21 protein-coding genes are annotated in these 22,478 nt (G+C 42.7%); 14 read left to right on the top strand and 7 right to left on the bottom strand.

The annotated features are described in order from the left end of the window. Positions 1 to 5: 5 nt before the first annotated feature. From HMPREF9184_RS08315 to HMPREF9184_RS08340, 5 genes are all read left to right on the top strand, one after another. Positions 6 to 1,247 carry an aminopeptidase gene (locus HMPREF9184_RS08315; protein WP_000243902.1) on the top strand — a complete coding sequence of 414 codons (1,242 nt, stop codon included), beginning with the start codon at positions 6 to 8 and terminating at the stop codon, positions 1,245 to 1,247. Between the two features lie 9 nt (positions 1,248 to 1,256). Next, positions 1,257 to 1,487: a GlsB/YeaQ/YmgE family stress response membrane protein gene (locus tag HMPREF9184_RS08320; RefSeq protein WP_000901579.1), complete on the top strand. Its 231-nt coding sequence runs from the start codon at positions 1,257 to 1,259 to the stop codon at positions 1,485 to 1,487. Between the two features lie 72 nt (positions 1,488 to 1,559). Beyond that, the gene (locus tag HMPREF9184_RS08325) at positions 1,560 to 2,282 is read left to right on the top strand and encodes a pseudouridine synthase (RefSeq protein ID WP_001234907.1); all 723 of its coding nucleotides are present in this window, start codon (positions 1,560 to 1,562) and stop codon (positions 2,280 to 2,282) included. A 107-nt stretch (positions 2,283 to 2,389) separates the two neighbouring features. Continuing rightward, a complete protein-coding gene (gene pepC / locus HMPREF9184_RS08335; RefSeq protein ID WP_000991660.1) occupies positions 2,390 to 3,724 on the top strand; it encodes an aminopeptidase C in 1,335 nt (444 codons plus the stop codon). 164 nt (positions 3,725 to 3,888) lie between these two features. After that, complete coding sequence (locus tag HMPREF9184_RS08340; RefSeq protein WP_000876393.1) at positions 3,889 to 6,117, top strand: HAD-IC family P-type ATPase; 2,229 nt, start codon at positions 3,889 to 3,891, stop codon at positions 6,115 to 6,117. 62 nt (positions 6,118 to 6,179) lie between these two features. Here HMPREF9184_RS08340 and HMPREF9184_RS08345 read toward each other — a convergent pair whose 3' ends face one another. From HMPREF9184_RS08345 to HMPREF9184_RS08360, 4 genes are all read right to left on the bottom strand, one after another. Next, the gene (locus HMPREF9184_RS08345) at positions 6,180 to 7,091 is read right to left on the bottom strand and encodes a PTS system mannose/fructose/sorbose family transporter subunit IID (protein WP_000818318.1); all 912 of its coding nucleotides are present in this window, start codon (positions 7,089 to 7,091) and stop codon (positions 6,180 to 6,182) included. Positions 7,092 to 7,105: 14 nt separating this feature from the next. After that, positions 7,106 to 7,918 (bottom strand): PTS mannose/fructose/sorbose transporter subunit IIC, encoded by an 813-nt coding sequence (locus tag HMPREF9184_RS08350; RefSeq protein WP_001280322.1) that lies wholly within the window; start codon positions 7,916 to 7,918, stop codon positions 7,106 to 7,108. Positions 7,919 to 7,995: 77 nt separating this feature from the next. Next, positions 7,996 to 8,985, bottom strand: coding sequence for a PTS sugar transporter subunit IIB (locus HMPREF9184_RS08355; RefSeq protein ID WP_000021986.1), 990 nt, complete (start codon positions 8,983 to 8,985; stop codon positions 7,996 to 7,998). Positions 8,986 to 9,265: 280 nt separating this feature from the next. Next, the gene (locus HMPREF9184_RS08360; RefSeq protein WP_000162366.1) at positions 9,266 to 10,078 is read right to left on the bottom strand and encodes a Cof-type HAD-IIB family hydrolase; all 813 of its coding nucleotides are present in this window, start codon (positions 10,076 to 10,078) and stop codon (positions 9,266 to 9,268) included. A gap of 186 nt (positions 10,079 to 10,264) precedes the next feature. Here HMPREF9184_RS08360 and HMPREF9184_RS08365 point away from each other — a divergent pair, with 186 nt between their 5' ends. The 7 genes from HMPREF9184_RS08365 (at position 10,265) to HMPREF9184_RS08395 (ending at position 17,490) form a co-directional block, all read left to right on the top strand. After that, positions 10,265 to 11,683 carry an NCS2 family permease gene (locus HMPREF9184_RS08365; protein WP_000359240.1) on the top strand — a complete coding sequence of 473 codons (1,419 nt, stop codon included), beginning with the start codon at positions 10,265 to 10,267 and terminating at the stop codon, positions 11,681 to 11,683. 52 nt (positions 11,684 to 11,735) lie between these two features. After that, a complete protein-coding gene (locus HMPREF9184_RS08370; protein WP_000730338.1) occupies positions 11,736 to 12,443 on the top strand; it encodes a CPBP family intramembrane glutamic endopeptidase in 708 nt (235 codons plus the stop codon). Between the two features lie 103 nt (positions 12,444 to 12,546). Next, the gene (folP, locus tag HMPREF9184_RS08375; protein ID WP_000066042.1) at positions 12,547 to 13,491 is read left to right on the top strand and encodes a dihydropteroate synthase; all 945 of its coding nucleotides are present in this window, start codon (positions 12,547 to 12,549) and stop codon (positions 13,489 to 13,491) included. 1 nt (position 13,492) lies between these two features. After that, positions 13,493 to 14,791 (top strand): bifunctional folylpolyglutamate synthase/dihydrofolate synthase, encoded by a 1,299-nt coding sequence (locus HMPREF9184_RS08380; protein WP_009444388.1) that lies wholly within the window; start codon positions 13,493 to 13,495, stop codon positions 14,789 to 14,791. Between the two features lie 3 nt (positions 14,792 to 14,794). Next, a complete protein-coding gene (gene folE, locus HMPREF9184_RS08385; protein WP_000380922.1) occupies positions 14,795 to 15,349 on the top strand; it encodes a GTP cyclohydrolase I FolE in 555 nt (184 codons plus the stop codon). 43 nt (positions 15,350 to 15,392) lie between these two features. After that, positions 15,393 to 16,214, top strand: a complete 822-nt coding sequence (gene folK / locus HMPREF9184_RS08390) for a 2-amino-4-hydroxy-6-hydroxymethyldihydropteridine diphosphokinase (protein WP_000372475.1) — start codon at positions 15,393 to 15,395, stop codon at positions 16,212 to 16,214. Further along, complete coding sequence (locus HMPREF9184_RS08395; RefSeq protein ID WP_001125367.1) at positions 16,207 to 17,490, top strand: hypothetical protein; 1,284 nt, start codon at positions 16,207 to 16,209, stop codon at positions 17,488 to 17,490. Before folK ends, HMPREF9184_RS08395 begins: the two co-directional genes overlap by 8 nt. Before the next feature lie 50 nt (positions 17,491 to 17,540). Here HMPREF9184_RS08395 and HMPREF9184_RS08400 read toward each other — a convergent pair whose 3' ends face one another. Next, complete coding sequence (locus tag HMPREF9184_RS08400) at positions 17,541 to 17,858, bottom strand: DUF960 domain-containing protein (protein WP_000886040.1); 318 nt, start codon at positions 17,856 to 17,858, stop codon at positions 17,541 to 17,543. 203 nt (positions 17,859 to 18,061) lie between these two features. Between HMPREF9184_RS08400 and ccpA the strand changes: the two genes are divergently transcribed. Further along, positions 18,062 to 19,072, top strand: coding sequence for a catabolite control protein A (gene ccpA, locus HMPREF9184_RS08405; RefSeq protein WP_001090631.1), 1,011 nt, complete (start codon positions 18,062 to 18,064; stop codon positions 19,070 to 19,072). A 40-nt stretch (positions 19,073 to 19,112) separates the two neighbouring features. Here the strand turns inward: ccpA and HMPREF9184_RS08410 are convergent, their stop codons facing one another. Next, a complete protein-coding gene (locus tag HMPREF9184_RS08410; protein WP_001124796.1) occupies positions 19,113 to 20,075 on the bottom strand; it encodes an asparaginase in 963 nt (320 codons plus the stop codon). A gap of 65 nt (positions 20,076 to 20,140) precedes the next feature. Between HMPREF9184_RS08410 and HMPREF9184_RS08415 the strand changes: the two genes are divergently transcribed. Continuing rightward, a complete protein-coding gene (locus tag HMPREF9184_RS08415; protein WP_000452104.1) occupies positions 20,141 to 21,526 on the top strand; it encodes a Cof-type HAD-IIB family hydrolase in 1,386 nt (461 codons plus the stop codon). A gap of 42 nt (positions 21,527 to 21,568) precedes the next feature. On the opposite strand, the gene HMPREF9184_RS09555 is transcribed toward HMPREF9184_RS08415, so the two are convergent. Next, a partial coding sequence (locus HMPREF9184_RS09555) for an ISL3 family transposase (RefSeq protein ID WP_009444391.1) occupies positions 21,569 to 22,478 on the bottom strand: 910 nt, incomplete at its 5' end.

Here is a 22,478-nt window from a genome sequence, read left to right on the forward strand (position 1 = left end):
AAAGAATGGTTTTACCAAATTTTAAAGAAAATCTAGAAAAATATGCGAAATTATTGGTTGCGAACGGAATTAATGTGCAAGCTGGTCACACTTTGGCCCTTTCTATCGATGTGGAGCAACGCGAGTTGGCTCACTTAATCGTCAAAGAAGCCTATGCACTTGGAGCAGATGAAGTCATCGTTCAGTGGACAGATGATGTTATCAATCGCGAGAAATTCCTTCACGCGCCGATGGAGCGTTTGGACAATGTGCCAGAATACAAGATTGCGGAGATGAACTATCTTTTGGAGAACAAGGCTAGCCGTCTTGGAGTTCGTTCCTCTGATCCAGGTGCCTTGAACGGAGTTGATGCTGACAAACTTTCAGCTTCTGCCAAAGCTATGGGACTTGCCATGAAGCCAATGCGTATCGCAACTCAATCCAACAAGGTTAGCTGGACGGTGGCAGCCGCTGCTGGACTTGAGTGGGCTAAGAAAGTCTTCCCAAATGCTGCGAGCGACGAAGAAGCAGTCGACCTCCTTTGGGACCAAATCTTCAAGACTTGCCGTGTCTACGAAGAAGACCCAGTTAAGGCTTGGGAAGAGCATGCTGCTATCCTTAAGAGCAAGGCAGAAATGCTCAATAGAGAACAATTTTCAGCCCTTCACTATATGGCGCCAGGAACAGATTTGACACTTGGTTTGCCTAAGAATCACGTTTGGGAATCAGCTGGTGCTATCAATGCACAGGGAGAAGGATTCTTGCCAAATATGCCGACAGAAGAAGTCTTTACGGCTCCTGACTTCCGTCGTGCAGATGGCTATGTAACCTCTACAAAACCACTTAGCTACAATGGCAATATCATCGAAGGGATTAAAGTAACCTTCAAGGATGGTCAAATCGTGGATATTTCAGCTGAGAAGGGTGATCAGGTCATGAAAGACCTTGTCTTTGAAAATGCGGGCGCGCGTGCCTTGGGTGAATGTGCCTTGGTACCAGATCCGAGTCCAATTTCTCAATCAGGCATTACCTTCTTCAACACCCTTTTTGATGAAAATGCTTCAAATCACTTGGCTATCGGTGCAGCCTATGCGACCAGCGTTGTTGGTGGGGCAGAGATGAGCGAAGAAGAGCTTGAAGCTGCGGGACTGAACCGTTCAGATGTTCACGTGGACTTTATGATTGGTTCGAATCAAATGGATATCGATGGTATCCGTGAGGATGGAACGCGCGTACCTCTCTTCCGCAATGGAGATTGGGCTATTTAAGGAGAAGCTATGCTTGGAAGTATGTTTGTTGGTCTCCTAGTGGGACTCTTGGCAGGTGCTTTGACCAATCGTGGAGAGAGCATGGGATGCTTTGGGAAGATGTTCCTTGGCTGGATTGGTGCTTCTTTGGGTCACCTACTTTTTGGAACTTGGGGACCAAACCTATCGGGGATAGCTATTGTTCCAGCTGTTTTGGGTGCTATGGTTGTCTTAGCTATTTTCTGGAGACGAGGAAGTTAGTTCCTTAAATCTGAAAAGAAAAGGAGGTTGGTCATTGAGCCAGCCTCCTTTTGAGTATGATATAATAGTTCTATGAGATTAGATAAATTTTTAGTTGCCTGCGCTGTAGGGAGTCGAACAGAGGTCAAAAACTTGCTCAAGGCTGGGCGGGTGACGGTAAATGGTAAAAAAGAAAAATCAGCTAAACTCCAGATCAATGAGGAAAGAGATGAGATTCACTTTGATGGTCAAGTGCTAGAGTACGAGGAGTTTGTCTACTACATGATGAACAAGCCCCAAGGAGTCATTTCAGCGACTGAGGATTCTATACACAGAACGGTGTTGGACTTGTTGGATGATATTGCTCGGACCAAGGAAGTTTTCCCAGTAGGGCGCTTGGATATTGATACGCATGGTCTTCTGCTCTTGACTAATGATGGTCAGCTTGCCCATGCTCTTCTTTCGCCCAAGCGTCATGTGGATAAAACTTATCTAGCTCAGGTCAAGGGAATCATGACCCAAGAAGATGTGGAAACATTTTCTAAGGGCATTCCGCTTAAGGACTTTACCTGCCAGCCGGCCAAACTGGAGATTCTGTCAGTGGATTCAGGTAAGGATGAGAGTAAGGTTCGGGTGACCATTGCGGAAGGGAAATTTCATCAGGTCAAACGCATGGTGGCCTACTGTGGTAAGGAAGTGGTGGACCTGCAACGTTTGACTATGGGGACTCTAGTTTTGGATGAGAATTTGAAACGGGGTGAGTGGCGTCGCGTCAGTCAAGAAGAGCTCGAATTGCTTTTTGCTAGTGTGAAATAGTGTCCATGACATGAAAAAGGCGAGTCTATTTGGCTTGCTTTTTCATTTTTCAGTTGCTTCCTTTGTGAAAAGAGTTATAATAGACTGTAGAATAAAAGGAGGAATCTATGAACGCGATTCAAGAATCATTTACTGATAAACTATTTGCCAACTATGAAGCAAATGTAAAATACCAAGCGATTGAAAATGCTGCCAGTCACAACGGAATTTTTGCAGCCTTAGAGCGTCGTCAAAGCCATGTAGACAATACACCTGTTTTCTCATTGGATTTGACCAAGGACAAGGTGACCAACCAGAAAGCGTCTGGTCGTTGCTGGATGTTTGCAGCTCTCAACACCTTCCGTCACAAACTCATCTCTCAATACAAGCTCGAAAACTTTGAATTATCACAAGCCCACACCTTCTTCTGGGACAAGTATGAAAAATCCAACTGGTTCTTGGAGCAAGTTATTGCGACTGCAGATCAAGAATTGACGAGCCGCAAGGTTAGCTTCCTACTCCAAACACCACAACAAGATGGGGGTCAGTGGGATATGGTAGTAGCTCTCTTTGAGAAATACGGTGTCGTTCCTAAGTCTGTTTATCCAGAGTCTGTTTCATCTAGCAATAGCCGTGAGCTCAATGCCATTCTGAACAAATTGCTTCGTCAAGATGCTCAAATCTTGCGCGACCTATTAGCTTCTGGTGCAGACCAAGCAACTGTTCAAGCTAAGAAAGAAGACCTCTTGCAAGAAATCTTTAATTTTCTTGCTATGTCTTTGGGTCTTCCACCACGTAAGTTTGACTTTGCTTATCGTGATAAGGATGATAACTACCAAAGCGAAAAAGGTATCACACCACAAGAGTTTTACAAGAAATATGTCAATCTGCCTTTAGAAGATTATGTTTCTGTTATCAACGCCCCAACTGCAGACAAGCCTTACGGTAAATCTTACACAGTTGAGATGTTGGGGAATGTCGCTGGTAGCCGTGCAGTTCGTTATATCAACGTTCCTATGGAACGCTTGAAAGAATTGGCGATTGTCCAAATGCAAACAGGAGAGACTGTTTGGTTTGGTTCAGATGTCGGCCAGCTCAGCAACCGTAAAGCTGGAATCCTTGCGACAGATGTTTATGACTTTAAATCAAGCATGGATATTCAACTCACTCAAGACAAGGCTGGACGCTTGGACTACAGCGAAAGCTTGATGACCCACGCCATGGTCTTGACAGGTGTAGACTTGGACGAAAATGGCAAGTCAACCAAGTGGAAGGTTGAGAACTCTTGGGGAGACAAGGTCGGCGCAGATGGTTACTTTGTTGCCTCAGATGCTTGGATGGACGAATACACCTACCAAATCGTTGTTCGCAAAGAATTGCTGACAACAGAAGAACAAGCGGCCTATGAAGCAGAACCAATCGTGTTAGTACCATGGGATCCAATGGGTGCCTTGGCAGAATAAAGTATAAAGAAAAGAGGTTAGGGAAATCCTAGCCTCTTTTTAAGTTCTTCTTAAAGTGGCGATAGATGATGCCTCCCAAGGGAGTTCTTCTTATTTTGAGTCTTTAAGTGACAGAGAAAAGGATATGTGTTACTATAGTAGTACAAAAGGATATCGGAGTAGAAATGAAGTATTTAAGTAGTCAAGACATCAAGGGTCGTCAACGAAACATCAGTGACATTAAACCTTATAAAACAACCAAGGAAATCGTCATTTCAAATATCTTTACCTTCTTTAATGCCATGAACTTGGCTCTGGCAGTCTTGGTAGCCACAACCTTGCGATTTGAAAATATGCTCTTTTTAGGTGTGATTGCTATCAATACAGCCATCGGGATCTTCCAAGAAGTGCGCTCAAAAAATGCTCTGGAAAAGCTAAGTTTACTTGGTAAGAGTGAGTATAGGGTCAATCGAGATGGTCAAACGGTAGAGATTGATCCAGAGGACATTGTTATAGGCGAGTATCTGCATCTCAATCTGGGTGACCAGGTCCCCGTAGATGCAGAAGTACTTGAAGGGAATGTTGAGGTGGATGAGTCCTTGCTGACGGGTGAGAGTGATTCTGTCCTTAAAACAGTTGGTGACAAGCTGATGAGCGGAAGCAATGTCGTCAGCGGTACTTGTCTAGTCCATGCTACGGCTGTGGGTCCTGACAGCTATATCAATAAACTTGCAAAATCCAGCAAGGAATTCAAAAAATACCCTTCTCAACTGCGCGATTACATGGATAAGATTTTAAAAATCGTCTCTATCTTGCTGGTGCCAGTTGCCATTCTGCTCTATGTCAGAGGTTTTAGTCTAGGGCGGACTTATGTTGAGATTGTCTTGGGAAGTTCTGGTGCCTTGGTCGGCATGATTCCAGAGGGATTGATTCTCCTGGTCAGTGTGTCTCTGGCGGTAGCAACCATGAAGCTGGCTAAAAAGAAGGTTCTGGTGCAGGAGCTATACTGTGTGGAGACCTTGGCGCGTGTAGATGTTCTTTGTTTTGATAAGACAGGAACCATCACGACTGGTAATATGAAGGTCCAAGAAATAGATGCTAATTTAGCAGAGAAACTGTCTTCTTATCTGGCTTATTTTGAGGATGAAAATGCGACGTCGCGAGCTCTGAAGACTTACTTAACCTGTGAGAAAAAGTGGGACGTTCAAGAGGTGGGTGCCTTTTCAAGTAAAAACAAATATTCCTTTGTCCAAGTAAAAGACGGTGGGACATACTTTTTCGGAGCCTATGAGTTTCTAGGCTTTACCCAAGCGATGGATCCTTACTATGAACATCTAAAACAGCAAGGTTTTCGAATCTTATCGCTTGCTCATAGCAAGGACCAGATTACAAGCCCAGCCGATATGGAATTACTAGGGCATGTCGTTTTGTCGGATGAGATCAAGGATAATACCAAGGAAACCTTTGACTATTTCGAATCTCAAGGTGTTGAAGTAAAGATTATCAGTGGGGATAATCATGTGGCTGTATATGGGGTGGCTCGTAAGGCAGGATTTAAAGAATCAGCGCGAGCGATTGATATGACCAAGGTGAGCGATGATGACTTTGAAAGAGTGGTCTTGGAACACGACATCTTTGGTCGGGTAACACCTGAACAGAAAGAAAAGATGGTGACCGTTTTGCAAAATGCGGGTAAAACAGTGGCTATGAGTGGTGATGGGGTCAATGATGTTCTGGCTCTCAAGAAAGCAGATATTAGTTTTGCCATGAATGGTGCTACTAGCGCAGCCAAAAGTGTCTCCAACATCGTCTTTCTCACTGATGATTTTGCAGTATTTTATGATATCTTGATGGAAGGCCGCCGGGTTATCAATAACATCCAAAAAGTAGCCTCCCTCTTTCTAACAAAGACTTTCTTCTCCATTGTATTTGCGATTCTAAGTGTGATCTTTGGTTTGGAGTTTGCCTTTATCCCCATTCAGTTTACAATCATTTCAGCCATTACAATTGGGATTCCATCCTTCTTCCTAACTTTTGAGTCCAATAAAGAAAAGGTCAGCACACATTTTATGAGAGATATCCTAACCAACGCTGCGATTGGTGGGGGTATTCTGGTTGCTAGTGTTCTTTTGACCAATTTCTTTATCACTGTCCCAGGTCAGGTCAAATTTATTTGCTTCCTCCTTGCTTTGGTCAATGGTCTGTGTCTAGTTACCAAGGTCAGCCTGCCTTTTAATCGATACAAGCTAGTCTTGCTCGCGTTTTTGAGCTTTGCAGGCCTTGTAGGAGTGCTTGCCAATACCTTTATCATTCGAGGAGCTTTTGTGCCTTTAGAAGCTACTCAAGTCGTCTATGTAGCCATCCTAGCAGTGGTGATTGGGGGCTTGCATTATTTGACTAGAAGAAAAAGTTGATACATAAAAAGAATCAGGATTTAATCCTGATTCTTTTTTATTTATATTCTCGATGGCTTGGATTACATGATACCGAAGTAACGAGCTGCGATACCTACTGCAAAGAGGGCAAGGATGATTGTGATTGGTGATACTTTTTTCTTAAGCAACCACATGCAGAGGAAAGTAAGGAGAAGTCCCATCAATCCTGGAATCAATGAGTTCAACTGGCCTTGAAGAGTTTGAGGTTGAATCTTGTCTAAGCTCAATCCACCAAGTGCTTGACCAAGGATACCTTTCAATTCAGCACCTGATACAGGTCCTTCTGGGAAGTTGATGTAGGCACCTTCAGCCAATTGTTTACCTGGAAGGTTAACAGTAAAGTTAATAGACACCCAACGTTGTACAAGAACGGCAAGGATGAACATACCAAGGATAGACGCTCCTTTAGTGATGTCTTTCAAGATACCACCAGACATGTCTTTAGTGATTTCAGATCCAGCTTTGTAACCGAACTCTTGTGTATACCATAGGAAGGCCATACGGATAGCATTCCAGCCAAAGAAGAAGAGAAGGGGACCAACAATGTTACCAGATGCAGCGAGTGATGCACCAAGGGCTCCAAGGATAGGACGAACTGTAAACCAGAATACTGGGTCACCGATACCAGCAAGAGGTCCCATCATACCGATCTTAACCCCTTGGATAGCCGCGTCGTCGATTTCAACACCGTTAGCGCGTTCTTCTTCAAGTGCAAGAGTAACTCCCATGATTGGAGCAGCGACGTATGGGTGAGTGTTGAAGAACTCAAGGTGACGCTCAAGAGCAGCCGCTTGGTCTTCTTTTTTAGTGTACAATTTTTTGATAGCTGGGATTAGTGAGTAAGCCCAACCCAAGTTTTGCATACGTTCATAGTTCCAAGAACCTTGAAGGAATTGTGAACGCCACCAAACTTTTTGACGATCTGATTTTGATAATTGAATTTTTTCAGCCATGATTGTTCCCCTTTCTAGTAGTCTTCTAGGATATCACCGATTGGGTCGTTAGAAGTCGCAGCTCCGCCGCCACCGTTTCCACCTTGTTTTGAAAGGTTAAGGTAGATGAAGGCAAGAGCAACACCGATGACACCAAGGGCAATCAAAGTCAATTGAGAAATTGCTGCAAGAGCGAAACCGATAGCGAAGAATGGCCATACTTCACGAGTTGCCATCATGTTGATAACCATAGCGTAACCAACGGCAACGACCATAGCACCACCAACAGCCATACCACCATTCAACCATTCTGGCATCAATTTAAGAGCATCTTGAACGGCAGAAGCTGGGATAGCGATAAGGAAGGCTGCAGGGATTGCAATACGAAGACCTTGAAGAAGAAGTGCGATAAAGTGAGCACGTTCAACAGCTGCAATGTTTCCGTCTTTAGCGGCAGCATCTGCAGTGTGAACCAAACCAACTGAGATTGTACGAACAATCATAGTCAAGAAAAGTCCAGCTACGGCAAGAGGGATAGCTGTTGCTGTTGCAACGGCGATACCTTCAGTAGTAAAGTTACCACCTTTGATCAAGATGATTGCTGCGGCAACAGATGCAAGAGCAGCGTCAGGAGCTACGGCAGCTCCGATGTTTGCCCAACCAAGGGCGATCATTTGAAGAGATCCACCAAGCATAACACCTGCTTCGAGGTTACCAGTTGCAAGTCCGATAAGGGTACATGCGACGATTGGTTGATGGAATTGGAATTGGTCGAGGATACCTTCAAGACCTGCAAGGAAGGCAACAACTACAACCAAGATAGCAGAAATGATTGAAATATCTGACATGGTTTTATTCCTTTTCTATTTAATTATAATAAAGTGTAAAATCTTTCTTCCAAGAGTTCGAGAGAAGAAGATTCTAATTATTGAACGTTCGCTTTGTTAATCAAGTCAAACAAGTCTTTTTTCGTGTCGTTTGGTACTTTACGTACGTCAAATTCAACACCGAGGTCGCGCATTTTTTCAAATGTTGCAACATCATCTTTGTCCATAGACAAAACGTTGTTAATCATTGTTTTACCTGTTGAGTGAGCCATAGAACCAACGTTAAGAGTCTTGATTGGCACGCCACCTTCGATTGCACGAAGTGCATCTTGTGGAGTTTCAAACAAGATAAGGGCATGAGTGTCACCGAAACGTGGGTCTTTTGCAACGTCGATCAATTTTTGGATTGGTACAACGTTGGCTTTTACTCCGTTAGGAGCTGCTTGTTTGATCAATTCTTTACGCAACTCATCATTTGCAACATTGTCTGAAGCAACGATGATACGGTCTGCTTTTGAATCTGGAGTCCAAGCGGTTGCAACCTGACCGTGAAGGAGACGAGTGTCTAGACGAGCAAGGTTGATTTTCAATTTACCGTCTCCGATAACTGTTCCTTCTGGGATCGCGGCTTGGGCAACTGGAGCAGTTGCAGCAGTTGCAACTTCCTCAACTGGGTTAAGCTCTTCTGGAAGAGCCTTGATGCCATCTTTGGCTTCTTTAATGATGTTCGCAGCGACTTTATCCACACCTGCATTCGCGTCCATCAGGCGCTCTGTGTAGGCTTGGATCAACATCGGCAAGTTCAGTCCTGTGATGATGGCAAATTTACGTTCTGGATTCTCTCCCATCACGCGACTAGCTTGGTTGAATGGAGATCCACTCCAAAGGTCAGCCAATACTAGAACCTCATCTTCTGCGTCAAATGCAGCCACAGCGTTGTTGAATTTAGCGTAAAGATCATCTGGACCTTCATTTGGCATAAAGGTTACAACTTGAACCTTTTCTTGTTCACCAAAGATCATAGATCCGGACTGATGAATACCTGCAGCAAATTCGCCGTGGCTTGCAATAATGATTCCGATACTCATTATTGTCATTCCTCCTTTTAAAATGTTTGACTCTTAGTTTTTAAGAAAACTTTAAGGCTACCATTAAGTATAAACCGTTTTCAAACAAAAAGCAACCATTTCTTATAAATATGTATTGGTTTTCGATGAAAACTCGCTTACAAAATGTTAATATATAAATACTTTTGTAGGAATGTATAAAAAGATAAGGGAGTAATTTAATATAAAAAAATGAAAACAGGCCGATTAATTGAAAAATTGTGAAAATCAAAAAAGCTAGCACAAGCTAACTTTTTGAGTATTATAGGAACAAATCTTGTAGGGCATGGGCAACACCATCTTCATCATTTGTCAGAGAGAGTTGCTCATCAGCATATGATAGCAAATCGGGATTGGCATTTTTCATAGCATAACCCTTGCCTGCAAAAGCCAGCATTTCGGTGTCATTATGTTCATCTCCAAAGGCAATCAAATCTTGTCTGTCTCGGTTCATAACATTGAGCAAATACTCTAAAGCAAAGGCCTTGTTGACCCCTTTTGGAGTACATTCGAGAATGTTGAGGGGGCCTCCCCAGGTATTGATTGCTAGTTGGTGTTGGTAAAAACGATTCATCTCGTCTGCGAGAGCGTATTTGTCCTCAACTCTTGTTTGCAAGAGGATACAGTTAGGGTCCTTGGTTACCAATTCGGATTTGAATTGATTTTCTGGTTGGAAATTTTCTACACCAAATAGTTTGGGATTGGCAATTTCTTCATTAGGAGCCGTGATATAAAATTTCTTGCGGTATTCTCCTGCAATAAAGTCGGCTTGGATATCCTCTTTGCGTTTGACCATATCTAAGAGGTATTTTTTGTCTAAGGTCAAGCACTTTTCATGCGCCCAAGCCTTCCCTGGTAGATGGGTAAGGGAACCGTTGAAGTTGATCATAGGTGTGTGCAACTCTAGTTCCTGATAAAATTCTTTTGCCATACGGTAAGGGCGCCCAGTAGTGATGATGACATGGTGGCCTTTTTCAGCAATTCGTTTAATTGTGTTTCGAGTAAAATCTGAAATCTTACTCTCTGAGTTGAGCAGGGTTCCGTCCAAATCAACTGCGATAATTTTTTTAGTCATATAAACCTTCCTAGTACATTCCAGATAAGATGTCTACTATTATATCAAAAAGAAAGAAGAAAAACAGACTCAAAACAAAAAATAAACATTTCATTTTGTTAAATAAATCAAACAAACATATTGAAAAGGTGAATAATAAATGATATAATACTCATATTGTTCGTAAAAAACAAAAGGAGATTTATAATGGACAAACTATTTAAACTAAAAGAGCACGGGACAGATGTCCGTACAGAGGTGCTTGCTGGTTTAACAACATTCTTTGCAATGAGTTATATTCTCTTTGTAAACCCTCAAATGCTTTCCCAAACGGGTATGCCTGTTCAAGGTGTGTTCTTGGCAACGATTATCGGTTCTGTAGTCGGTACCTTGATGATGGCTTTCTATGCTAATTTGCCGTATGCACAAGCACCAGGTATGGGATTGAACGCCTTCTTTACCTTTACAGTTGTATTTGGGATGGGCTATACTTGGAAAGAAGCTCTTGGTATGGTCTTCATTTGTGGAATTATCTCACTGATCATTACCTTGACAAATGTTCGTAAAATGATCATCGAATCTATTCCTACAACGCTCCGTTCAGCTATTTCAGCTGGTATTGGTGTTTTCCTTGCCTATGTAGGGATTAAGAATGCTGGTCTCTTGAAATTCTCGATTGATCCAGGTACTTATACTGTAGCAGGTGAAGGAGCAGATAAGGCTCAAGCTGCAATTACTGCAAACTCAGCAGCCGTTCCAGGCTTGGTAGACTTCAATACTCCAGCAGTATTGGTGGCTCTTGCAGGTCTGGCTATTACTATCTTCTTTGTTGTTAAAGGAATTAAAGGTGGAATCATTCTTTCTATCCTTACAACGACTGTTCTTGCCATTGCTGTTGGTGTTGTGAATTTATCAGGGATTGACTTTGCTAGCAACAACCTTTCATCAGCGGTTAATGATTTAGGAACTTTGTTTGGTGCTGCTCTGGGTTCAGAAGGTTTAGGATCTTTGATATCAAACACTTCACGTTTACCAGAAACCTTGATGGCTATTCTTGCCTTCTCACTAACTGATATTTTTGATACAATAGGTACGCTTATCGGTACTGGTGAAAAAGTTGGTATCGTTGCGACAAGTGGGGAAAACCATGAGTCAGCTAAATTGGACAAGGCTCTATACTCTGACTTGGTGGCAACTTCAGTAGGTGCCATTGCAGGTACTTCAAACGTTACGACCTATGTTGAGTCTGCGGCGGGTATCGGTGCTGGTGGACGTACTGGTTTGACAGCCCTAGTTGTTGCGATCTGTTTTGCCCTATCTAGCTTCTTTAGCCCACTTCTAGCGATTGTTCCAACAGCTGCAACAGCACCAATTTTAATTATTGTCGGAATCATGATGCTTTCTAACTTGAAAAATATTCCTTGGGATGATATGGCTGAAGCGGTTCCTGCCTTCTTCACCTCTATCTTTATGGGATTCAGCTACTCTATCACACAAGGGATCGCAGTTGGTTTCTTGACATACACCTTGACAAAAGTTGTCAAAGGTCAAGCCAAGGATGTGCACGTGATGATTTGGATTTTGGATGCCTTGTTTATCCTTAATTATATCAGCATGGCGCTATAAATGGTATAATGTAGAAAGGGGGCTTCCCCTTTTTATTATAAGGAGGTTTATCATGAAGAAAAAAAGTATCTGGCAAGAAATTCTGGATAGAGGAATATGGGTGTTGATTTTTTTAATAGGACTGGTATTATCCCAATTTCCCTTAATTTTATCTGCCCTTTTATCCGCTAGACAATTCCCGCTCCTCCAGTCAGGACTCTTAGTAGCTTTGCTGTCGGTTGCTATTCTAACTGTTTTTATCTTTAGTGCGCGAAAAACAGAGATTGCGACCTTCAATCTTTCTTTTTTCAAGGCAAAAGATCTGGCTCGCTTGGTTTTGAGTTATTTGGTTATTTTAACAAGTAATTTATTCGGATCTGCCTTGCTTCGTCTGATGAATGAATCTACGACCAGCAACCAAACAACTATTAATAATCTGGTTCAGAATAGTTCGCTGATTTCCAGTTTTTTCTTACTGGTTCTGATTGCTCCCATTTGTGAGGAAATATTGTGTCGTGGAATTATCCCTAAAAAGATCTTCCGCGGGAAGGAGAAGCTGGGATATCTGGTAGGTGCAGTCGTCTTTGCCTTGCTCCACACACCGACCAATCTGCCTTCTCTCCTTATCTATGGAGGAATGTCGACAGTTTTAACTTGGACAGCCTACAAAACAGAACGTTTAGAGATGTCAATCTTGCTTCATATGATTGTCAATGGTATCGCCTTTTGTTTGCTGGCTTTACTGGTTTTGATTAGTCGAAATTTAGGCTTGCCTTTCTAAACCATTTCCTTACTTGGAAAAGATGAATGCTAGCGTATCCATCTTTTTCTTTTTATGGTAAAATAGAGAAATAATGTGGTGAAAAACCTTGAGGAGTGACCGTATGTCCAATAAAGCTAGTCAGGCAAAAACAGCCATTTGTGGAATTATCAATGTAACCCCAGATTCCTTTTCGGATGGTGGGCAGTTTTTTGCTGTTGATCAGGCTCTCCAGCAAGCTCGTAAATTGATAGCTGAAGGAGCAAGCATGCTAGATATCGGTGGAGAATCGACTCGCCCTGGAAGCAGCTATGTAGAGATAGAAGAGGAAATCCAGCGTGTTGTTCCAGTTATCAAAGCTATTCGCAAGGAAAGTGATGTCCTTATTTCCGTCGATACTTGGAAGAGTCAGGTGGCAGAGGCGGCTTTGGCTGCTGGTGCCAATCTGGTCAATGATATCACCGGCCTCATGGGTGATGAAAAAATGGCTCAGGTGGTTGCCAAAGCGGGAGCGCAAGTAGTCATCATGTTTAATCCAGTCATGGCGCGTCCTCAACACCCTAGCTCGCTCATATTCCCGCATTTTGGATTTGGTCAAGCATTTACAGAGAAAGAGTTAGCTGACTTTGAACAACTACCAGTAGAAGATTTGATGATAGCTTTCTTTGACAGAGCCCTAGCGAGAGCGAATCAAGCTGGGATTGCAAAAGATAAGGTCATGTTGGATCCGGGAATTGGCTTTGGTCTGACCAAGAAGGAAAATCTACTCCTTTTACGTGACCTGGATAAACTACATCAGGAAGGCTATCCAATCTTTCTTGGTGTTTCGCGTAAGCGATTTGTCATCAATATCCTAGAAGAAAATGGCTTCGAAGTTAATCCTGAGATTGAAGTCGGTTTCCGCAATCGGGACACCGCTTCGGCTCATGTAACTAGTATCGCTGCAAGACAAGGTATAGAAGTGGTTCGAGTGCATGATGTTGCCAGTCACAGGATGGCAGTTGAAATTGCGTCAGCCATTCGTCTGGCAGATGATGCGGAAAATCTAGATTTAAAACAATATAAATAAGATGAACGAAATTCAAAACAATCAGTGGATTGCTAACTACCGGACGGACCAACCGCATTTTGGTTTGGAGCGAATGGTGGAACTCTTGGCACTAAGAGGCAATCCTCATCTCAAACTAAAGGTCATCCACATCGGTGGAACCAACGGCAAGGGTTCTACCATTACTTTTCTAAAAAACATGCTGGAAAAGATGGGGTTGAAAGTTGGAGTCTTTAGCTCGCCTTATCTCATTCATTACACAGACCAGATTAGCATCAACGGGGAATCCATCCCAGAAGCTAGGCTAGAAGCCCTAATGGCAGACTATGAGTCTTTGCTTGAGGGGGAGAAGGGCGCTGTTTTACAAGGAACGACCGAGTTTGAGATTATCACAGCCCTAGCCTATGATTATTTTGCCGCTGAAAAAGTTGATGTGGCCATCATGGAAGTTGGCATGGGTGGACTTCTGGATAGTACCAATGTCTGTCAGCCAATTTTAACAGGCATCACGACCATTGGCTTGGATCATGTAGCGCTACTTGGTGATACCATAGAGGCCATAGCAGAGCAGAAGGCTGGTATTATCAAACAAGTTATTCCCTTGGTAACAGGTCACATTGTTCCAGAAGCCTTGGCTGTTATTGACTGCATTGCAGAAGGGAAAGATGTGCAGAGAATACGATATGGGAGAGATTACCAGGTTCGTCATCAAGAAAGTGTGGTGACAGGCGAGGTCTTTGACTATACAAGCCCTGTCAGACAAGGTCGCTTCCAGCCGGGTCTGCTTGGTTTGCATCAGATTGAGAATGCTGGGATGGCCATAGCTTTACTTGATACTTTTTGTCAAGAAGATGGTCGAGCCTTACCAGCTAATACCTTGGTTGCTAAAGCCTTGGAAGAAACCAGATGGCCAGGGCGTTTGGAGGTTCTGTCTAGCGAACCTATGATGATTTTGGATGGGGCTCATAATCCCCATGCTATCAAGGCTTTGGTAGCAACCTTGCAAGAACGCTTTGCGGATTATCATAAGGAAATCCTCTTTACTTGTATCAAAACCAAGGCTTTGGACGACATGTTGGATTTGCTAGAGACGGTGCCAAATAGTCAACTGACTCTGACTTGTTTTGACGATAGTCGGGCGACGGATGAGAACGTGCTGAAAGAGACTGCCAAGTCTAGGAATTTCAACTACCAAAATTGGCAAGAATTTTTAGAACAAAAATTGAAAGAAGATGAAGAGAAAAAAACAGTTAGGATTGTCACGGGTTCCTTGTATTTCTTGAGCCAGGTGAGAGCCTACCTAATGGAGAGGAATAACTAGAGAATGGATACACAAAAGATTGAAGCAGCTGTAAAAATGATTATCGAAGCTGTTGGCGAAGATGTTAACCGTGAAGGTTTGCAGGAAACACCTGCTCGTGTAGCCCGCATGTACCAAGAAATTTTTTCAGGTCTTGGTCAAACTGCTGAGGAACATTTGTCAAAATCCTTTGAGATTATTGATGACAATATGGTAGTGGAAAAGGATATCTTTTTCCACACCATGTGTGAACACCACTTCTTGCCCTTCTATGGGAGAGCGCACATTGCCTACATTCCAGATGGTCGTGTGGCAGGCTTGTCCAAGCTAGCGCGTACAGTTGAAGTCTATTCTAAAAAACCACAGATTCAAGAACGTTTGAATATTGAAGTGGCTGATGCCTTGATGGAGTATCTAGGGGCCAAAGGATCCTTTGTTGTTATTGAGGCGGAACATATGTGTATGAGCATGCGTGGCGTCAGAAAACCAGGCACAGCAACTTTGACGACAGTAGCTCGTGGTGTATTTGAGACGGATAAGGATCTCCGAGATCAGGCTTATCGTTTAATGGGACTGTAAAAAAGAATCCGCTATGAGCGGATTTTTCTAGAAAGGATTAGTTATGGATCAGCTAAAGATCAAAGATTTGGAAATATTTGCTTATCACGGCCTCTTTCCAAGTGAGAAAGAATTGGGGCAGAAGTTTGTTATTTCCGCAAACTTATCCTATGATATGACCAAGGCAGCGACTGAGTTAGATTTGGCTTCTTCTGTCCACTATGGAGAACTTTGCCAACAGTGGACGACTTGGTTTCAGGAAAGCACTGAGGATTTGATTGAAACAGTAGCCTACAAACTAGTAGAGCGTACCTTTGAGACCTATCCTCTCGTTCAGGAGATTGAACTGGAACTCAAAAAACCTTGGGCACCAGTACACTTGCCACTTGATACCTGCTCAGTAACCCTCCACCGTCGCAAGCAACGGGGCTTTATCGCTCTAGGAAGCAATATGGGCGACAAGACTGCTAATCTCAAGCAGGCTCGTGAAAAAATACGAACTCGTGGCATCCGTATTCTCAAAGAATCCAGTGTTTTGACGACTGAGCCTTGGGGTGGTGTGGAGCAAGATAGCTTTGCCAATCAGGTGATTGAAGTAGAAACCTGGCTCCCAGCTTCAGTCTTGTTAGAGACCTTGTTAGCCATTGAGTCAGAGATGGGACGGGTTCGAGAGCTACATTGGGGGCCTCGTTTGATTGATTTGGACTTGCTCTTTGTGGAGGACCAGGTCATTTATACAGACGAGCTCATCTTGCCTCATCCTTATATAGCAGAACGCCTCTTTGTCCTTGAGTCTCTGCAAGAAATAGCTCCCCATTTTATCCATCCGATCTTAAAGCAACCAATTCGTCACTTGCTTAATCAGTTGGAGCAAGGCGATGCCTAAACTTACCGAGACCTATAGCAAGTGGAAGAGTATTGGGGAGGGACTGCTTGCTATTATTTTAGGGATTCTCTTGATTCGTTTTGGACAAGTTGTTCCACGGATGGGGTACCAGTTGTTGATGGGCTACTTTTCCTTGTCAGCGGTTTGGCACTTGTTGACTCGCTGGTTTCAGGATAAAAAACGTAGGGAAAACATCCTTGTAACCTTGGCTAAGCTGATGGTTGCGGCTCTCGTATTTGACTCTATCATTTTGCAAGAGCTTGCCCTCTATCTCCTAGTCTTTATCATTGCGAGTTACCAGCTGTTTACGGGCGCCATTAGTCTTGTGACCTGGTCCCTCTATCGAAAAAATGCCATTCATCCTCGGCTTCATCATCTCTTTGATGCTGTATGGATGATAGGATTTGGTCTTTATAGCATCTCTCCTTTTCACGATGCGGCGAATTTTGAATTGCTCTTGCTTGGATTTTACTTGCTCATGCTAGGAGCCAGTAGTCTTCGGGATGGTTTCTTTTTTGAGAGGATAGAAAGCAATCCCCAGCTGAAGCGGCGAATGCGAATGACCTTACCGATCTTTGTGACGGCTCTGATCCCTATCAGCACCTTGCGTAAACTGAATGAGTGGTTGTCAAATCATGAAAACCAAGAAGGAGAAGTTCGTTCAGAAAGAAAAAATGATCAGGTGGTTGATTTGGAAATTTTTGTCCATACTTCAGAAACCTCATTCTTCCTCGCTATGGGACATGTGGATATTTGTTATCAAGGGAAGGTTATTTCCTATGGTTCGTATGATCCCCAATCGGAGCGTTTATTCGGCATGGTCGGAGATGGTGTTTTGTTTAAGGCCAATCGGGAAAAATACATCGAGCTCTGTAAGAGAGAAAGTCAGAAGACCTTGTTTGCTTATGGTTTGAGTTTGACAGACCAACAGAAAGTAGCTATCCAAGCTCGTTTGGCAGAGATAGAAGACCTGTTAATTCCTTGGGAGCCAAGCTCACAGTTGATGAAAAGAAGAGAGGGCGAGGTCAAGCATACCTACTCCTACCAACTGAAACAGGAAGCAGATGCGACCCTCTATAAATTTAGCTCATCTGAGTTTAAGACCTACTTTGTTCTCAGTACCAATTGTGTTCTGTTAGCAGACTCTATCGTGGGGAAAGCTGGGACAGATATATTAAGTCCCCAAGGTTTCATTGTACCGGGGACTTACCAGGATTACCTTGATTTAGAGTATACAAAACCTAATGGTCTGGTTGTTAGTCGCTCCATTTATTAGAAAAAGAAAACTCTAGTTCCTCAGCTATTTGCGCCGAGAAGCTAGAGTTTTTAAAATAGGTCATTTTCTTCGGGAAGGAGGATGGTTTCTTTCCCGTCCATGTCTAAAATAAGAACCCGAGGAGGGTAAAGAGGGTCGAAGGGATGATTAAAATCAAAGTCGATACTAGTCGGCAGATGCTGACTAGAGAAATGGAAGGTGATGGTTCCCTCATTATTGAGCAGTTGAAATTCGAGTTCTTCTTCTAATTCAAAGACGTTTTTCAAAAAATAATCGATAATAAACCATAAAGAGTCAATGACATCATCAGGCAAGCTGGTCACAACGCCAAAACTGGCCGAACGTCTCTGGGTATTTGTAAAAGCCATAGCCTCTCCCTCCTTTTTTTTCTTATCATACAGCAAACTGATTTAAAAATCAAGAAAAGTTTCTTCCTTTTTTTAAAATGTGAGTATCAAATGAAATTTTTTTAAAGTTTCTCTAAAAAATACTTGAAAGTGTTTACAATAAGTGATAAAATGGAGTAAATAGATGCGTGAAAGCGAAATTTTCAATACAGAAAGGAAACGGAATGAACACAGACGATACAGTAACGATTTATGACGTTGCTCGTGAAGCGGGTGTTTCCATGGCAACTGTTAGCCGTGTAGTGAACGGAAATAAGAATGTCAAAGAGAATACTCGTAAAAAAGTTCTAGAGGTGATTGATCGTCTTGACTACCGTCCAAATGCGGTAGCGCGTGGATTGGCCAGCAAGAAAACCACTACAGTTGGTGTTGTGATTCCAAATATCACCAATGGCTATTTTTCAACCCTAGCCAAGGGGATTGATGATATTGCAGAGATGTATAAGTACAATATCGTCCTTGCCAACAGTGATGAAGACGATGAAAAAGAAGTTTCAGTAGTTAATACTCTCTTTTCAAAACAGGTTGACGGAATTATTTTTATGGGCTATCACTTGACTGAAAAGATTCGTTCAGAATTTTCCCGTTCTCGGACACCAGTTGTCCTTGCAGGGACAGTGGATATCGAACACCAGTTGCCAAGTGTTAATATTGACTACAAACAAGCAACGATTGATGCAGTAACTCATTTGCTTCAGGAAAATGAAAAGATTGCCTTTATCAGTGGACCACTTGTTGATGATATCAACGGCAAAATTCGATTGATTGGTTACAAGGAAGCATTGAAAAAGGCAGGAATCCCTTATAGCGAGGGCTTGGTATTTGAATCTAAATACAGCTATAATGATGGCTATGCCTTGGCAGAGCGCTTGGTTTCTTCACAGGCTACAGCTGCAGTTGTGACAGGTGATGAATTGGCTGCGGGTGTGTTAAATGGCTTGGCAGATCACGGTATTTCTGTACCGGAAGAGTTTGAAATCATTACGACAGATGATTCTCAAATTGCACGATTCACTCGTCCAAACTTAACGACAATTGCTCAACCTCTATACGACCTTGGTGCTATCAGTATGCGTATGTTGACCAAGATTATGCATAAGGAAGAGTTGGAAGAACGTGAAGTTCTTCTACCTCACGGTTTGACAGAACGTCGTTCAACACGAAAACGTAAATAGAAAAAATCAGGGAATCGAGAAGATTTCCTGATTTTCTATTTCAACCTTCCATGTAATAACGAAGTTCTTGTCCTTTTAGTCCCGCGTTGATGGCGATCAATAATTTGAGGCGAGCTTTTTGAGCATTGAGTTCTTTGACAAAGAGAACGCCAGACTCTTGCAATTGAACTCCTCCCCCTTGGTAGGCATAAACGGGCTCCGCAATTCCGTTAAAGCAACGTGAAACCAAGGCGACTGGAATCCCTTTTTGGAGGAGAGTTTCTAATTTTTGGGCTGTTTCTTTGGGAACGTTACCAGCTCCAAAAGCTTGAATGACTAAACCATCTAGGTGATCTAGGTCAAGCATATCAATCAGCTCATCGGTCATACCTGCATAAGCGGAGATGATGGGAACCAGACCTTGTACGCGTTCAAGGTCAAAGCGGACTCGCGGTTCGGCTGTTTTGAAGTAGAGGATTTCTTGTTTCATGATGAGTCCGAGTGGCCCATGAGTAGGAGTTTGAAAGGTACCGACGTTGGTGGTATGGGTTTTGGTAACATACTTGGCTGCGTGGATTTCATCATTCATGACGACCAGAACCCCTTTGTCGGCTGACTTGTCATCGCTGGCAACTCGTAAAGCACTCAGATAGTTATAAACTCCATCACTACCGAGTTCGTTGGAACTACGCATAGCTCCTGTTAGAACGATGGGCATGTGCGGGATTTCCATGGTATCAAGGAAATAGGCAGTTTCCTCTAGCGTATCTGTCCCATGTGTGATGACAACACCATCGTAGTTGTCTGCTTCCTCTTTAATCTTATGATAGAGTGCAAGCATATGCTTGGGTTTGATATGGGGGCTCGGTAGGTTAAAAAAGTCTAGGGCATGAACTTCAATCCCTTCAAGTGGATTGGATACATGGTTCATGGGATTGTCCTGACTAGTTACAACGGCACCAGTGGCATCTGCTTGCATAGAAATAGTTCCACCTGTATGTAAAACAAGGATTTTCTTAGGCATGATTTACTCACTCTTTCTGAAATGTGGTATAATCATTGTAACACAAAAGGGGAGAATGGGATAGGATGGAAGTCAAAGCTGTTTTTTTTGATATCGATGGAACGCTAGTCAACGATCGTAAGAGTGTTTTGAAATCCACTAAGGACGCGATTAAGATTGTCAAAGAGCAAGGGGTGCTTGTTGGAGTGGCGACAGGACGGGGACCTTTTTTTGTCAAGGCATTGATGGAAGATTTAGACCTGGATTTTGCAATAACTTATAACGGACAATATATCTTTAATAAAGAAAAAGTCTTATTTGCTAGCCCGATTGCCAAGTCAAGCTTGCGTCAATTGATTGCCTATGCTAAAAAGGAGCGTAAAGAAATTGCTCTTGGAACCGAGCATGCTGTTGTTGGTTCAAAAATTATGTCCTTTGGTCTCGGATCCTTTTCACAGTTGGTTAGCCGTTTTATTCCAACTGGCTTAACAAGAACCGTTAGCCGTTCCTTTAATCGGATGGTCAGCAAGGCAGTCCCTCAAAAGGAAGACGACCTACTTCGTTTGATCAATGAGCCAATCTATCAAGTGTTAATGCTGATGACTCCTGAAGAATCTGAGAAAGCTGCAAGTGATTTTGAAGATTTGAAATTGACTCGAAGCAATCCTTTTGCAGCAGATATCATCAACCAAGGAAATTCCAAACTAGAAGGCATTCGCCGAGTCGGGAAAGAATATGGCTTTGATCTCAACCAAGTCATGGCCTTTGGTGATTCAGACAATGACCTGGAAATGTTGGCAGGTGTCGGTATGTCAGTCGCTATGGGAAATGGTAGCAGTAGCGTCAAAGAAGTTGCTAAGCATATTACAGCAAGTAACCAACAAGATGGCATCCACAAGGCGCTCGAACATTTTGGTGTTTTGGCTTCAGAAAAAGTGTTTGTCAGTCGAGATTATCATTTTAATAAGGTCAAGACCTTCCACCATATGATGGATGAGCGAACCCAAGAAGAGCCTCGGGCCTGGGATATTGAGGGGGCAACCCACCGTGCAGACTTTAAAATTGAAGAATTAGTAGAGTTTGTCCGCGCAGCAAGTTCTTCGGAGGAAGAATTCCAGCAGTCGCTTGCAAGCATGCACGCGGCACTCGATAAGGCGGCCGAAAAGGTGAGGCAAAAAACGCCCGCCCAAAAAGATCTAATCGGGCAGGTTGATGCCTTAATCGATACACTGTATTTTACTTACGGCAGTTTTGCCCTGATGGGAGTGGATCCAGAACGTATCTTTGATATTGTGCATGAGGCAAACATGGGGAAGGTTTTTCCTGATGGCAAAGCCCATTTTGATCCAGTTACACATAAAATCTTAAAACCGGATGACTGGGACGAAAAATATGCTCCAGAACCTGCTATCAGAAAGGAACTGCAGCGTCAGCTCAAGGCTTATGAGCGACATAAAGAGAGAAATAAGTAAGAAAAAAGGGCTCTTTGTCAACTGTAGTGGGTTGAAGAAAAGCTAAGCTCGGGAAAGGACAAAATTCGTCCTTTCTTTTTTGATATTCAGAGCGATAAAAATCCGTTTTTTGAAGTTTTCAAAGTTCCGAAAACCAAAAGCATTGCGCTTGATAAGTTTGATGAGATTATTAGTTGCTTCCAATTTTGCATTGGAATAGGGTAGTTGAAGGGCGTTGACAATCTTTTCTTTATCCTTGAGGAATGTTTTAAAGACAGTCTGAAAAAGAGGATGAACCTGCTTTAGATTGTCCTTAATGAGTCCGAACAATTTGTCAGGGTCCTTGTTCTGAAAGTGAAAAAGTAAGAGCTGATAGAGCTTATAGTGGTGTTTCAAGTCTTGCGAATAGCTCAATAGTTTATCTAAAATTTCTTTATTGGTTAAGTGCATACGAAAAGTAGGGCGATAAAATCGCTTATCACTCAATTTACGACTATCCTGTTGAATGAGCTTCCAGTAACGTTTGATGGCTTTATATTCATGGGATTTTCGCTCAAACTGATTCATGATTTGGACACGCAAACGACTCATAGCACGGCTTAAGTGTTGAACAATGTGAAAGCGATCGAGAACGATTTTAGCACACGGAAAAAGCTGTTTAGCTGAGTCATAGTAGGGACTAAACATATCCATAGTAATGATTTTCACCTGACAGCGAACAGCTCGATTGTAGCGCAGAAAATGATTTCTTATGATAGCTTGTGTTCTTCCCTCAAGAACAGTGATGATATCGATCTTTTCAAAATCTTGTGCAATGAAACTCATCTTTCTCTTAGTGAAGGCATACTCATCCCAGGATATAATCTCAGGAAGGCGAGAAAAATCATGCTTAAAGTGGAAGTCATTGAGCTTACGAATGACAGTTGAAGTTGAAATAGACAGCTGATGAGCAATATCGGTCATAGAAGTCTTT

This window comes from Streptococcus sp. oral taxon 058 str. F0407 (assembly GCF_000235485.1).
Lineage (GTDB): Bacteria > Bacillota > Bacilli > Lactobacillales > Streptococcaceae > Streptococcus.